Origin of the sequence: Ponticaulis profundi (assembly GCF_042659465.1) — a bacterium.
In the GTDB taxonomy this organism is placed as follows: domain Bacteria; phylum Pseudomonadota; class Alphaproteobacteria; order Caulobacterales; family Hyphomonadaceae; genus Ponticaulis; species Ponticaulis profundi.
This window is the reverse complement of the sequence record NZ_JBHSSW010000003.1, coordinates 24167-38251: the sequence shown is the minus strand read 5'-3', so window position 1 is coordinate 38251 and position 14085 is coordinate 24167. Positions and strand designations below refer to the sequence as shown.

12 protein-coding genes are annotated in these 14085 nt (G+C 57.9%); 8 read left to right on the top strand and 4 right to left on the bottom strand.

All coding sequences use genetic code 11. From position 1 onward, the window contains the following. Window position 1: 1 nt before the first annotated feature. From ACFQDM_RS01750 to ACFQDM_RS01735, 4 genes are all read left to right on the top strand, one after another. Window positions 2–721, top strand: a complete 720-nt coding sequence (locus ACFQDM_RS01750; RefSeq protein ID WP_377374658.1) for a MotE family protein — start codon at window positions 2–4, stop codon at window positions 719–721. Next, window positions 711–4136, top strand: coding sequence for a hypothetical protein (locus tag ACFQDM_RS01745; RefSeq protein WP_377374655.1), 3426 nt, complete (start codon window positions 711–713; stop codon window positions 4134–4136). Before ACFQDM_RS01750 ends, ACFQDM_RS01745 begins: the two co-directional genes overlap by 11 nt. Window positions 4137–4245: 109 nt before the next feature. Further along, on the top strand, window positions 4246–4650 hold the full coding sequence (locus ACFQDM_RS01740) for a hypothetical protein (RefSeq protein ID WP_377374654.1): 405 nt from the start codon (window positions 4246–4248) through the stop codon (window positions 4648–4650). Window positions 4651–4728: 78 nt separating this feature from the next. Then, entirely contained in the window at window positions 4729–6831 is a 2103-nt protein-coding gene (locus ACFQDM_RS01735; RefSeq protein WP_377374652.1) for a TonB-dependent receptor, read from the top strand. Window positions 6832–6888: 57 nt separating this feature from the next. Here the strand turns inward: ACFQDM_RS01735 and ACFQDM_RS01730 are convergent, their stop codons facing one another. After that, window positions 6889–7695 (bottom strand): PhoH family protein, encoded by an 807-nt coding sequence (locus tag ACFQDM_RS01730; RefSeq protein ID WP_377374650.1) that lies wholly within the window; start codon window positions 7693–7695, stop codon window positions 6889–6891. Window positions 7696–7984: 289 nt separating this feature from the next. On the opposite strand from ACFQDM_RS01730, the gene ACFQDM_RS01725 reads away from it, so the two are divergent. Then, window positions 7985–8515, top strand: coding sequence for a gamma carbonic anhydrase family protein (locus tag ACFQDM_RS01725; RefSeq protein ID WP_377374648.1), 531 nt, complete (start codon window positions 7985–7987; stop codon window positions 8513–8515). 83 nt (window positions 8516–8598) lie between these two features. Further along, a complete protein-coding gene (locus ACFQDM_RS01720) occupies window positions 8599–9903 on the top strand; it encodes a patatin-like phospholipase family protein (RefSeq protein WP_377374646.1) in 1305 nt (434 codons plus the stop codon). Between the two features lie 25 nt (window positions 9904–9928). Here ACFQDM_RS01720 and ACFQDM_RS01715 read toward each other — a convergent pair whose 3' ends face one another. Together ACFQDM_RS01715 and ACFQDM_RS01710 are read right to left on the bottom strand one after the other, a co-directional pair. Further along, window positions 9929–11068, bottom strand: coding sequence for a serine hydrolase domain-containing protein (locus tag ACFQDM_RS01715; protein WP_377374643.1), 1140 nt, complete (start codon window positions 11066–11068; stop codon window positions 9929–9931). 86 nt (window positions 11069–11154) lie between these two features. Beyond that, a complete protein-coding gene (locus ACFQDM_RS01710) occupies window positions 11155–12309 on the bottom strand; it encodes an alpha/beta hydrolase family protein (protein ID WP_377374641.1) in 1155 nt (384 codons plus the stop codon). Between the two features lie 114 nt (window positions 12310–12423). On the opposite strand from ACFQDM_RS01710, the gene ACFQDM_RS01705 reads away from it, so the two are divergent. Next, window positions 12424–13107: a VOC family protein gene (locus ACFQDM_RS01705; RefSeq protein ID WP_377374638.1), complete on the top strand. Its 684-nt coding sequence runs from the start codon at window positions 12424–12426 to the stop codon at window positions 13105–13107. Window positions 13108–13113: 6 nt separating this feature from the next. On the opposite strand, the gene ACFQDM_RS01700 is transcribed toward ACFQDM_RS01705, so the two are convergent. Beyond that, the gene (locus ACFQDM_RS01700; RefSeq protein WP_377374635.1) at window positions 13114–13305 is read right to left on the bottom strand and encodes a hypothetical protein; all 192 of its coding nucleotides are present in this window, start codon (window positions 13303–13305) and stop codon (window positions 13114–13116) included. 165 nt (window positions 13306–13470) lie between these two features. Here ACFQDM_RS01700 and ACFQDM_RS01695 point away from each other — a divergent pair, with 165 nt between their 5' ends. Next, a complete protein-coding gene (locus ACFQDM_RS01695) occupies window positions 13471–14052 on the top strand; it encodes an NAD(P)H-dependent oxidoreductase (protein WP_377374633.1) in 582 nt (193 codons plus the stop codon). Window positions 14053–14085 lie beyond the last annotated feature (33 nt).

Genomic DNA, 14085 nt, shown 5'->3' with positions numbered 1-14085 from the left:
GATGAACACCAAGATCCGTCTTCTTCCGGTTATCGCTGTCGTTGCCTTCGGTGCGTTTGCTGTGAAAGCGGTCTCGATCGCTGAAGCTGCAGGCGAAGCCGCGGCCAAATCAGGTCAGGAACAGACTGCGCAGGCAGCCTCGACAGCCAGCCAGAAGCCAGAAAGCGGTGAAGTCCAGCTCGCATCTGCCGAGCCAAACGCTGCGCCAGCCGAAGGTGAACCATCCAAGCCAGGTGATGCATGTCCTGCGCCGGATCTGCTGGCCGAACAGGCCGGTCTGTCCCCTTATGAAATTCAGGTGCTGCGAAACCTCGCCGAGCGCCGTGAAGAGCTCGACGCACGTGCTGAGCAGCTCGATACGCGTGAAATGACCATTTCAGCCGCAGAGCTACGCCTCAACGATCAGATTGATGAACTTAAGAGCCTCGAAGGCAGCATTCAGAACCTGCTGGATCAGCTGGACGTGAAGAATGACGAACAGGTCGACCGTCTGGTCAAAACCTATGAGAGCATGAAGCCGAAAGATGCTGCGCGTATCTTCAATACGATGGATGACCAGCTGATGCTCTCCATCGCAGACAATATGAAGCCTGCCGCGATTGCGGCCATTCTGTCGTCCATGTCGTCAGAGCGCGCGCAGGTGCTGACCTTCCTCATGGCTCAGCGGACTGAGCCGCCGGAAACCATTTCGGACCTGGAGGCCAGAACGAGTGGGCCGTAAGGCAAGCAGACTGTCGCTTCGATCCGTCAGCCTGCTGGCGCTCGGATTTTCAGCGTTTGCGATCCCTCTGTCATCCTGGGCAGAGGGCCGACCGGTAACGTTCAGCTTCCAGCAGGGCGACGGCTATGGCCGCATCATTGCCAGCTGGGAAGATGGTGATGAAACCGCGCCTCAGATTGCGGCCACCATGACCGGGCCGGTCATGGTTCTGCGCTTTGAAGAGCCGGTAGAGTTCGACCCGGAAGAATTTCAGGATGGCCTGCCGGACTATATCGCGGTGGCGCGGCTGGCTGATGATGGCCGCGAAGCCCGCGTTGCGCTCGCGCGCGAATATCGCCTTCACCAGTCTTATTCCTATGACCTGGCGGGCATTGATCTCGTCCCGGCTGCTGACACGTCGGACCCGGCGGACGTCGTGTCTCCCCTCGCTGCGATCAAACGTCAGGAAGCTGCCCGCGCTGAACAGGCTGCGGAAGCTGCGCGTCTCGCCTCTATTCCGTCGCCGCTACCGGTGCGCCTGGCTGCGTCCGAAACGGAAGACTTTTCAACACTTGCCTTTTACTGGCCGCAGGAAATTCCGTTTTCTGTTGAGGAGAACGGTCGTGAGCTGACGCTGACATTTGATCGCCGCGCCGAAGCCGACCTCGCACCGACGCGTGTGGATCCACCGACCGGGCTTCGCTCGATCAATGCTGAGAACACGGAAACCAAGTGGATCGTGAATCTCGACATGATGGAGGGCTATTGGGCGAGTGCCGTTGAGGTCGATAACACAGCTGTCGTCCGTTTCCGTCCTGGTCAGAAACCAGAAGACGAGGCCGAAGCGGTTGTTTTGCCGGCTGCGCTACAGGCGCTTGCTGACCAGCTGCCGGATGACGGGATCGAACCGCCAAGTCGCAAGCCTTTTGACACCGCGCCAGATGTCCTGACACCTGACCCCGATACGTTTGAGGCTGCGGATGCATCGGCCGGTCCGGCTTACGAGTACAATTTCGAAGACGTCGCGGCCGAACCAGAGGAATTACCGCCAATCACGCCGCCGCGGCTCTGGAATGAGGCGCTGAATGGCGGTCAGAATGTCGTGGTTGAGGGAAGGCCGAAATCGCGCGGTGTTGATCTCGACTTCGCTTTTCGCTCTGAAATTCCTGCCACGATTTTCCGTCGCCACGGTGCGGTCTGGATTGCGTTTCCTGCAAACGGCAAATTCGAACTCTCCCGATCGCTAGCGGATACGGGGTTCCGCATCGATCAGGTCCAGTCTGAAGAAGGTATGGCTTTGCGCGTGTTTGCGCCATCGGATCTGATGGTCAATGTCACCAGTTCCGGGCGGCTCTGGTCTGTCAGCATTGGCGGGGAAGGCGATCTGGCTTCCACCAGTCTGCAGCCGACGCGCAGTGCAAGTTCGGGCGGTTCTGGCATCATCGTGGACGTTCCGAATGCTGGAACGGTTTTCACCATGACCGACCCGGAAGTTGGCGAAACACTCGAGCTGGTCTCCGCGATGGAGCACACCACCTCACTGCCAAAACCATTAAACTTCGTCGAGGCGAGCTTCCCCGTGACCACGCAAGGTTTGGTGATCGTGCCGCGTGCTGACGATCTGTCCATCCTGCAACGCGGCGACCAGATCCTGATCAGCCTCGATAAAGGCATGGCGCTGTCCAATTGGGGCGTTCAGTCGGAACTGGTAGATGGTCAGAGCCTGTCACCGGGCTTCCTCGACTTCGAAAGCTGGCGGCGCGGCGATATGGGCAGTTTCTGGTCCAATTACGGTGCGCTCAGCCGTGCGGCAGCGATTGCTGACATGCAGGAGTGGAGTGGCCAGTCTGCGAATATTGATCTCGCGCGGTTCCTGCTTGCCTGGGAACTGGCGCCGGAAACCTTTGGTCCTTTGCGGATCGCGGCAGAAGCTGATCCGATCCTGGAGCAGGATGCGCAATGGCTTGCGCTGAAAGGCGGTGCAGAGGTCATGCTGGGCCGCTATGAGGAAGCCCTGGAAACGCTTGATAAAAGCGCCGTCCGCACCGATCCGGCGGTGGCTGCATGGCGTGGCTATGCCGAAGCCGAGCTCGGCGACTGGCGAAAAGCGCGGCAGTCCTTTCTCGAAGCCAGCCCGTTGATTGATGCATATTTCCCGCTGTGGGCCGGACGCTTCCACGCAGCAGCCGCGCGCGCCAACATCCGCATGGGCGATGGCTCGGCGGCGGAACGTCATGCAGAAGCCGCCCGTCGCACAGGCGATCCTGTCGCAATGGGACAGGCGTCGCTGACACTTGGAGAACTGGCGCTTGCCGCTGGTCGCAAGAATGATGCGCAAACGATTTTCTCCAAGCTGCTTGATCATGAAGATCCCAATGTGCGTGTCCGCGCAGAGCTTGCTGATACGATGCTTGGGCTTGAGACCGGTCGTATCTCACTCATGGATGCGGCGGATCGGCTGGATTCCCTGCGCTTCCGCTGGCGCGGTGATGCGCTGGAACTTGAAATCGTCGCCGCGCTTTCAGATGTGCAGTTCAGGCTTGGGAATTTCCGCGAAGCCCTCCAGCTGGCGCAATCCTTCGCCATGCAGTTTCCAGACATGCCGGGGTCGCGTGAATTGCGTATCCAGATGTCGGAATATTTCGATGATCTGTTTCTCAACAGCAAAGCCGACGACATAGATCCGATCCAGGCGCTGGCGCTGTTCTATGAGTTTAGAGATCTCACGCCGATTGGTCCGGATGGGGACCGTATGATCCGCAAGCTCGCCAATCGTCTGGTCGCCTTCGACCTGCTGGACCCGGCGACAGAGCTGCTTGCGCACCAGGTCGAAAACCGGAATCTCATCGGGGCGAGCCGCGCGAAAATCGCTGCCGATCTTGCCTCGATCTATCTGATCGACAAGCGGCCGGAAGAAGCGCTGCGCGTGATTGGTTCGACCCGTCAAACCGGGCTGGACGACGATCTGCGTCTGGAGCGTCGTCTGCTGGAAGCCGCTGCGCATATGGAATTGCAGCGCTATAGTCACGCCATTGAACTGCTTGAATCTCTGAGCGATCAACGTTCGAAAGAATTGCTGGCGGAAGTGCACTGGCGCGCGCGCTCATGGGGACCAGCTGGCAGAGCGCTCCAGAATGCCTTGCCAGATCCGGGTGTCAGCAGCCTGACGCCATCGCAGGTCCAGACCGCCATCCGCGCAGCTGTTGCCTATCGCCTCGACGGAAATCCTGAAGGACTGGCAGATCTGCGTGCGGGCTACACACCAGCCATGTCCCAAACTGCGCAGAGCGAGACATTTGACCTGCTCACCGGCTCGACCCGTGTGACCTCCACGCGCCTGACCGATATCGTGAAATCGCTCGCGGATACGAGTTCAGCCAACGCCTTCATCTCCGGACTGAAGCAAAAGTTCGGCGGGGCAGGCGGGCAACGCTGACCGGCGTTCGATTATTGACAATTTGTCTCATATACGGCCCGGCCCCCCTCCAGTACCAGCCAGAGTGATGCATGCGTTCGGCTCATATGTTCTGCCTTTGAAAAAGGTGATGCTGTTTGTCCTTTTCGCGGGCTTGTTCCTGCGTGCGGCCGTGCCAGCGGGCTATATGGTCGAAGCGTCTCCGGAAACAGGTGCGCTCAGCATTCGCATTTGCGGCGAAGGATTGAGCGCGCGCTATGCGAGCTTTAATCCGGAAACCGCAGAGTGGGTTAGCCTGGAGCAGGCAAGCGAGCAGGGCACGCAACCGGCTCATGACGAGACTGAAGATTTTTCCAATCAGGGCACGTGTCCTTTTGCCTTGGCCATGTCTATGGGCACGCCAGAAGACACACCTGATCTCGTCATGGCGGCATTTGGACTGCCCATGCTGGGCGGAGAAGTCTATGTCTCGCAAACACGCGAACGCGTGATTTCGGCGCCTTTGCCGGCCAGAGGTCCTCCAGCGCACATCTGATTTTTCTCACACATTTCGAAAAACAGATTTGACCGGCTTGCCGGGCGTTCCCGCCTGTCCGGTCCGGAGACTTCACACATGTCTAACGCTCTCAAAAGCGGCCTTTGCGTCGCTGCTCTCCTGTCATCTGCGCCTTTTGCCGTGGCGCAGACAGCGACTGATTCAGAACCTGCGCTTCAGGATGTGATCATCGTCACGGGACGTTTTCAGGAAACGGCCACCGGCACCACGATGGACCCTGACCTCATGCCTGCGGAAGGTCCTGATGTGGCCCGCCTGATGACACGCACGCCCGGGGGTGCCCTTGTCGGAAATGGCGCGCTGTCCGGTCAGGTGCAGTATCGCGGCCTTTTCGGTGAGCGGCTCAATCTGCGCGTAGATGGGCAGCATTTTGCATCCGGCGGCCCAAATCTCATGGACCCGGCTTTTCACTATGCGCCCATGCCGCTGATTGATCATCTGGTCATAGATCGCGGCGTCAGCCCGGTCAGCGCCGGCCCTGGGCTTGGCGGCGGCGTCGATGCGGTCTTCAAGCGCGTCGACTATGCCGACACGGCTTCCCCATCACTCGGATATGACCTGTCCTTCGGCGCGCGCAGCGTTGATGAGAGCATCGCCGCTGGCGGCGTCGTTGGCGCGGCAACGGATCAATGGCGGTTCAATCTGCTCGGGGCTTATGAAGAAGGCGATGACTATGCGTATGGCGATGGCAGCGTCGGTGGCAGCCAGTTCGAACGCGCAGTGTTCGGCCTATCCGGCGGCGTCAAATTCGGTGCACATGAACTGACGCTCGACGCACGTCGCCAGAACACTGGCGATTCCGGCAATCCGCCATTCCCGATGGATATTCGCTATTTCGACGCGGATTTCCTCCGGCTTGGTTATCTCGGCGATTTCGATGGCTTTGATCTGAAAGCGGAAACCTCCAGCGCAGACGTCGCGCACGCCATGAACAATTTCGACCTGCGTCCATCCCCTGCCATGATGCAGATGCGCGAAAGCCTTGCGTCTGCCGAAACTCGCTCCGGGGCCGTTTCGATCTTGTTTTCAGCCCTTCAAGGCGACGTCGAACTGGGTCTGGATGGTTCGGACACCACGCATGACATGCAGATTACCAATCCGATGAATGCGGAATTCTTTGTGGGCGCCCTGCCGGATATCGAAACGACGCGCTTTGGTGCATTTGCGCAGTGGTCTGGCATGATTGGTCTACTCAATTCAGAGCTTGGTTTGCGCATAGACAGCCATGAAAGCGATGCCGGAACCGCGCGCCTTGGCCCGGCGCTGCCAATGGGGCCAACCATGCTCGCCATGGCGTTCAACAACGCGGATACCAGCTGGCGTGATGAAACGGTTGATGTCGTCGCGCGCTTCTGGACGCCTGAACAGAATGGACTTTCCTGGCGCGTCACGCTCGCCCGGAAAACGCAAGTACCCAGCTATCTGCAGCGCTTTGGCTGGTTACCGCTAAATGCCAGCGGTGGTCTGGCCGATGGCAATATCTATGTCGGCGATCTGAGCCTTGATCCAGAGGTGGCGTGGATAGGCGAGGCGGGTTTCGACTATCGCTCGGAACGCTTCTACGCGCGCCCGACCGTATTCATTCGCCAGATCGACAATTTCGTGCAGGGCGTTCCGTTCGACGACACGGTTGGCGTGATCGATACGCCGCAGGAAATGATCGCCAATATGAATGGCGATCCGACACCGCTGCGTTTTGCCAATGTTGATGCACGCCTCTACGGGCTCGATTTCGACTTTGGGTATGACCTGACAGGTCCGCTGCGTCTCGATGGTGTGTTCAGCTATGTGCGCGGGGAACGTCGTGACATCGATGACAATCTCTATCGGATTGCACCGCCTGGTCTCACCACAGCTCTGACCTGGGAAGAGGCAGACTGGTCTGCGTCTTTTGAAGCACGAGCCGTGGCCGAGCAGGACGATGTGTCTTTCACGAACAGTGAAGCACAGACGCCCGGTTATGTGGTGTTGAACCTTTATGCAGACTGGCAGATCAAGCCGGGCGTACAGCTCAGCTTCGGCATCGAGAACCTGCTGGATCAGGTCTATCGCGACCATCTTTCCGGCTATAATCGCAATGCAGACTCCGATGTTGCACTTGGCACACGTGTGCCGGGCGCAGGGCGCGGCGGTTTCATCCGTCTCAGCCTTTCCAACTGATCAAAAAAAGCCCCTTTCCATCGAAAGGGGCTTTTCTCTTTCTCTGACGTATTGCGCTTAGAGCGTGTCGAGCATCTGAGCGACCAGCGGGTGGCGCACCACATCTTCGGCCTGCAGGCGGATGACGGCGATCTCCGGATTGGTTTCCAGCTTATCGGCGACATCACGCAGGCCTGACAGCTCAGGCAGCAGGTCAGATTGGGCCGGATCGCCCGTCACCACCATGGTGGAGTGCCAGCCAAGACGCGTGAGCAGCATTTTCAGCTGCGTATACGTGCAGTTCTGCGCTTCATCAACGACAACAAAGGCGTTGTTGAGCGTCCGCCCTCGCATGAAGCCAATGGGCGCAATCTCGATCACACCTTCAGCCAGCATCTCTTTCAGCTGTTTTGGCGAGAGCCGGTCCGACAGCGCGTCGTAAAGCGGGCGTAGATACGGGGCGAGCTTGTCTTCCATCGCGCCTGGCAGAAAGCCGATCTGTTCACCGGCTTCCACCGCCGGGCGGGCGAGCACGATCCGCCCGACTTCGCCTTTCTGAAGGGCTTCCACGGCTTTGGTGATGGCGAGATAGGTTTTGCCCGTGCCTGCCGGGCCAAGGGCGCAGATGAGGTGATGCTCATCAATCGCTTTCATCAGCTTGGCCTGTCCGTCAGAGCGGGGCTTCACATTTTTCACATAGCGCTGTTCGCGTTGCGGCTCTTTGCTTTTCGTATTGGGCGCGCGGCCGCGAGGTTCGTCTTCGGGGGTCCATCCGCCATCAATGGCGTATAAGTTCCTGCCGTTGGTCATGGCTTCGTCGTCGAAATATGCCTGCGTATCGAATTCGGCATTTCGAATGCGACGGACTGCTGAACGTTTACCCATGATGGCCTCCTTGGCTTACCACAAAGAAAAACGCCGCAGACGGCGAGCGACTGCGGCGTTTGTGAAAGGCGGGAAAAGGCGGCAGCATTTCTGCCGCTGTAAGGTCGGGCCCTGGCCCGGATCGTCGTGCAAACAGTGTTGCCACGCACACCTCTTAAGGCTTGCTGATCCGCTGTTCAGAGACGAATCAGCATGAATCTTTAGACAAGTCGACCATACACCAGTTAAGAGAGTACGAAGAGAATCTTTTGTGACAAACCCCGCCATCTGAACGTGTACGGAGGATATTATGGCTATCTACGACCTTGGTGATAAACGAGTTTCCCTTCCTGACGAAGGCAAATACTGGGTCGCTGAGAATGCCACAGTATTAGGCAATGTTGTGCTTAAAGAAGGCGCAAGTGTCTGGTTTAACGTCGTTATGCGCGGCGACAATGATCCGATCACCGTTGGCGAGAACTCAAATGTGCAGGACGGCACGGTCTGTCACACCGATGATGGTGTCCCGCTGACCATCGGGAAGAACTGCACGATTGGACATATGGCCATGCTGCATGGCTGCACGATTGGCGACAACACGCTGATCGGCATTGGTGCAACGGTTCTGAACAATGCAAAGATTGGCAAGAATTGCCTCATCGGCGCGCATGCGCTGATCCCGGAAGGCAAAGAAATCCCTGACAATTCCCTCGTCATGGGCGCACCGGGCAAGGTGGTGCGTGAGCTTGGCGAAGACATGGAAAAGGTCCTGGCCGCGTCCGCAGAGCACTATGTTGCAAATTGGAAACGATATGTGACTGGCCTAAAGCGCGTCGGATAGCCATTTAGGGCGGGCCGGTGAAAGGCCCGCCTTTTTTATATCAACGCCTGCCTTCTTATATCAACGATGGGGAAACTGCTGTGATGAAAGAACACGATCAATCGGGTCCGAAGGGAGTCGTGTTTCTGTTCGCCTGCGCGCTGATGCTTTTGTCGGGTTGTATCACACTGCCGCGCGAGGATGGTCCGCCCGCGGCGCCGACCAAAGCGGAAGTTGCCGGTTTCCCGTCTGATATCCGCATTGTCGGGATCGATCCCGACGCAGCTCAGGGCGTTGAGAACCGGCTGGAAATGCTGCGACGCGCGAGTGACGGCTCGCTTGATTTTCTGGCCTTGTCGGGTGGCGGCGCAGGCGGCTCTTATGGCGCCGGCGTGCTTTATGGCATGACCGTCGCCGGACATCGTCCTCAGTTCGAAGTTGTGACCGGCGTCAGCACTGGCGCGCTGATCGCGCCTTTTGCGTTTCTCGGCTCCGACTGGGATGATGAACTGCGCGCGGCGTTCGCGACAGAGGCGGCCTCTGGCGTGATGGAATCGCGCGGTATCGGCATTCTGTTCAATCCGAGCTTCTTCAAGGGAGAACCTTTGCGCGCGCTCGTCGATGAGTTCGTCACGAAAGACCTCATCTCTGCCGTCGCGAAGGAGGCCGAAAAGGGCCGCATTCTGATGGTCGCAACCACCGACCTCGATACGCAGCAGCCGGTCTATTGGAATCTGGGTGAAATCGCCAAACGCCGGGATGATGAGGCGCGTGACCTGTTCAAGGATGTTCTGGTTGCCTCGGCCAGTGTGCCGGGCGTCTTTCCGCCGGTCATGATGCCGGTGGAGTTCGAAGGCCAGGTCTTCGAGGAAATGCATGTGGATGGCGGGGCAACAGTTCCATTCTTCCTTGGGCCGGAACTCTGGTCGCTCTGGACGACGGCCGATACGCCGCTCCGCAATGCCAATATCTATATTGTCGTGAACGGTCAGGTGCAGTCGCCGTCGCGTTCGACACCCGTAAATACGGTTCAGATTATCGCGCGCTCATTCGAAACCATGCTGATCTATGCCTCACGCATCGCAATTGGCGAGTATGCCGCGCTCAGCACGAAGCATAACATGACCATGCATGTGGCCTTCATTCCGACTGATCTCGCCTTTGCAGGGCCGCTCGACTTTAAGGCGGACGAGCGTGAGAAACTGTTCGACTATGCCCGCACCTGCGCGCGCCAGGATCTCATCTTCTTCAGTGAGGACACGCTGACCGATGCCATGCGCAACTCCGATGTCAGCTATGAAGAACTCAAAGAAGGTTATGGCATTCCAAGTCGTTGCCCGACCCAGCCACGGGACATGTTCGAGAAAAAGCCCGCAGCTGAAGACGAGGTCTCAGACAGCACCAGCTAAGGGTGCTGTCGAATAACGCGCCAGCCTAAACCAGCGCCATGGATTGCCAGGTCAGCCCGGCCAGCGTGATGGCGCGCATATCGCCTGTCGTCGTGCCTTCCATCTTGTTCATGGCATAGGCAACACTGGTTCGGTTTTTCATGTCGATCAGAACGATGGAGCCGCCATACCCGCCCCAGAACATGGCTTCGTCATGCAGGGCAGGCGACATCGGGCCGGACAGGCCAAAGCCAAGCCCATAGCGGACGGGCATGCCAAGAATGAGGTCGGTTCCCTCAATCTGACATTCCAGTGCCTTGCGACACCCGGCTTCCGACAGGAAGGTCTTGCCATCAACTGTGCCGCCATTGGCGAGAATGCGATGAATATTGGCGACGGAGCGCGCATTGCCTGTTCCGCCTGCAGCCGGGATTTCCGCACCGCGCCAGTCGCGGGTGCGCGTCTGTGAGACATCAATACCCGGATTGGTGGTGGTCAGACGGATCAGCTCTGTCGTCTCCCCCATGGAAATGCCGCCGACGTCCGGCGGCTGGAGCGTCGCCACACGGTCGTCTTCGCTTTCCGGCAAGCCGATATGAAAGTCGGCATTCAGCTTCTCGGCGACTTCATACTCAAAGAAGGTGCCGATGGTTTCGCCGGTGATGCGCCGGACAATTTCGCCAATCAGATAGCCTTGCGTGACCGCGTGATATCCAGGTGCGGAGCCTGGCTCCCATAAAGGTGCCTGACGTGCGAGCAGTCGGGTCGCCTTCTCCCAGTCATAAAGGTCTTTATTGTCCATTTTCTCGCGCCAGGCTGACATGCCCGCCGAATGGCTCATCACATGCGCGACCGTGATCCCATCTTTACCTTCAGCGGCAAATTCCGGCCAGTATCTGGCGACCGGTGCGTTGAAATCCAGCTCGCCGCCATCGGCCAGCATCAGGGCGACAAGAAAGGTCATCGTCTTGGTTGTCGAATAGACATTGACGATCGTGTCTTCTTCCCACGGCTTTGTTTTTTCCGGGTCAGCATAGCCGCCCCAGAGGTCGACAACCGTCTCGCCATTCATGGTCGCGCAGAAAGAGGCACCAATGTCCGTGCCGTCTTTCAGGTTCTGGTCAAACTGCTTTTTAACGCCGTCATAGTCTCGGCCAGCGAAGCCTTTTGCATCGTCTGCGCTCATGTCTTCCTCCCGATGTTTTTTCTTTCAGCCTAGTCCGAAGACGGTGCTGAGACAATCAAAACTATAACGCGTTTAAATTGCAGGATTTAGAAGCCTTTCTGCGCCATCCAGTCGGAAATCGTGCTGACAGCTTCGCCAACCAGTTCCGGCTTCTCGACATAATAATGGTCTGCGCCCTTGATATCTTTAAAGGTTTTGTCGTCATGTTTGACCGCGTCAAACAGGCGTTGCGCGTGGGAAGGGGTGCAGGCGAGGTCGGCTGTGTTGTTGACCACAAGTACAGGGCAGGTGATTTCTCCCGCATTTGTGATGCCGTTTGCGCGGCTTTCGTCATAGCTCCACTGGGACAGCCATGCACGCAGGGTTGTAAATCGCGCGAGCCCGACAGGACCATCATTGGCGATGCGCGGCTCTCCCAGATAGCACTCATAAGGGCGGCGGTCGGACGGGTCCTGGGTCGGGTCTGTCCATCTGACATCTGCCATTGTGCCCTGAACGGTGAAACAGCGTTCCATATTGTGCTCGCCAGCCGCTTTCAGCGCCTCAAGTTCGGCTTTGACGCGCGCCGTGATGCGCCGGTTGCGGGCGATCTGTGCGGCGCGGAAACGGGCGACAAATGCCTCCGAATACGGGGGCTTGTTGGGATTGTCCGGATTGTAGATGTTCAGCTCTGGGTCGCGCTCGAATGGCTTGTCTTCATCCAGAATGCTCGGGTCCATCCATTCGGTCAGCGTGACCGCCCGGCTGATATGGGCTGCCAGCAACATGATGCCCTGAACAGGTGGCAATTGCATGGCTGTCAGGTCATATGGGTCGCCTGCAGGTGTGTGCGTGATGGTCGGGTTTTCAGCCTGAGACTGATAGAAGAGTGAGAGTGAGCCGCCGCCTGACCAGCCACCCAGAATGACATTCTCATACCCGAACCGCTCTGGCAGGTCCTTCAGACACGCGCCGAGATCGGCCACACATTTTTCCATGATCAGTGCGCTGTCATTTCCACGGTAACGCGTGTTGCAGTAAATGACGTGATGGCCTGCGTGAGCAAGCGAGGTCACCATGGGCAGGAAAGACCCGCCACCGACCGGGTGGGAGAAAACGATAACGCTTTTGCTGTTGCCATCGACAGGGCGGATACGCATGCATTCGACAAACACCATGCCGCCTGCGCCGCCATATACATCCTTGAAGCCGGATTTTTCCACATAGGCGAGGCCATACGGCTCGCGCACAATCTTCGACATATTCCCTCCCGCGAGCGGTCTGCGCCGCTCCTATTTCTGGTTTTATGTCAATTATTATGACGCTATAGTCGCATCAGTCCACACAGAATTGGACATCATAATTGGGAGGAAATCATGAAGCTTAGCGGAATCCATCATATTGCGGTCATGGCAAAAGACATGAAGGAGCACATCGCCTTCTTTTCTGAGGTCATGGGCTGCGAGCTTCTGGCGCTGTTTCCAATGCATGGTGTGCCAGGAGGCAAGCACGCCTTCATGAAGCTGAACGATCACAGCTATTTCTCCATGGTCGCCATGGATGCCGGTCAGAATATTCCAATTGAGCTCGGTAAAACGCATGCCGGATCAGGCGCCGCGCCCTCTGCGCCGGGGACCATGCAGCATCTGGCCTTCCGCGTGGACACGGATGAAGACCTTCTGGCCATGCGCGATCGTATTCGCAGTCATGGCTATAACATCATCGGTCCGATTGATCATGGCATGTGCAAATCGCTCTATTTTGCAGGGCCGGATGGCATGGCGCTGGAAATTGCCACGCCGGGCTATGAGCTGGTGCCGGAACGCTGGGTCGATCCGGTGGTCTGTGAGGCCTGTGGCATCACGCCGGAAGAAGCCAGACATTACATGTCACCAGAGCCGACCTCTTCGAAAGGCGGACAGGTGAAGCAGCCTGTCTATGATCCGAAGAAATATCATCAGGCCTATCCGGAGAAAGTCTATATGGGCATGCTGGCGGCAAGCGATGAACAGATCGCAGCAGCGGCGAGCTATACCGAGCCTCCGGTTCCCGCCGAATAAGCGGGCCTATCGGCCAAACCAGTTGCCGAGGTCCTGAATGCGAACCATCCCGGTCAGCATGGCGAAACCAATGCTGGCCGGCAGAACTGACAGGACGATCTGCCGATCACGCGGCAGCTGGGCCTCCGGCAGATTCATCAGCAGAAACGCGGCGGCCAGAATGAAGAGCACACCGACAAGGCGGTTCAGTATGTTCATGTCTTACGCTCCGGTTGCGCCGAGCATAAGGCATGTCGCGGCAATCGGGCAAATCTGACCGCGTGATGGATTTTCCAAAGGAAAATAAGCGCACAAAGCGTTCGGAATATTGATTTGCTAAAGCACTAATTTTAAACTTGGTCTGCCTTCTTAGGGGAGATGGGTATGGCAAAGGTCTGCGTGTTGCATGGTCACCCACACGGTGATGCCGGGCATTTGTGTGCGGCTCTCGGTAAGGCCTATGTCGATGGCGCACGCGAAGCGGGCCATGAGGTTGAGCAAATCCGTCTGGCCGAGCTGACCTTCGACCTGTTGAGCAATCCGGATGATTTCAGCGCGCCGCCGCCCGAGCCCATTCTGTCCGAGCGCGAAAAGATTGCAGCATGCGATCATCTGCTTGTCGTTTTCCCGCTCTGGCTTGGCAGTGCGCCAGCCCGTCTGCGAGGCTTTTTCGAGCAGGCAGCACGCGCCAATTTCTTTCTGGCTGATGGCGATGCCGAACACGCACCTGGCGGCAAGATGAAGGGCAAATCGGCGCGACTGGTCGTGACCATGGGCATGCCCGGTCTTGTCTATAAAACCTGGTTTGGGGCGCACAGCCTCAAGGGAATCGAAAAAGGCGTTTTCGGCATGGCCGGTTTCAAGCCTGTCGAACACACCATATTCGGCATGGTGGAAGGCGATGATGATGCGCGCCGCCGCAAATGGCTGGATGAAATGTTCGCGCTCGGTGCCAGGGCAAAATAACGCTTCACGTTTTCCACCCTTTTCAAAAACCTC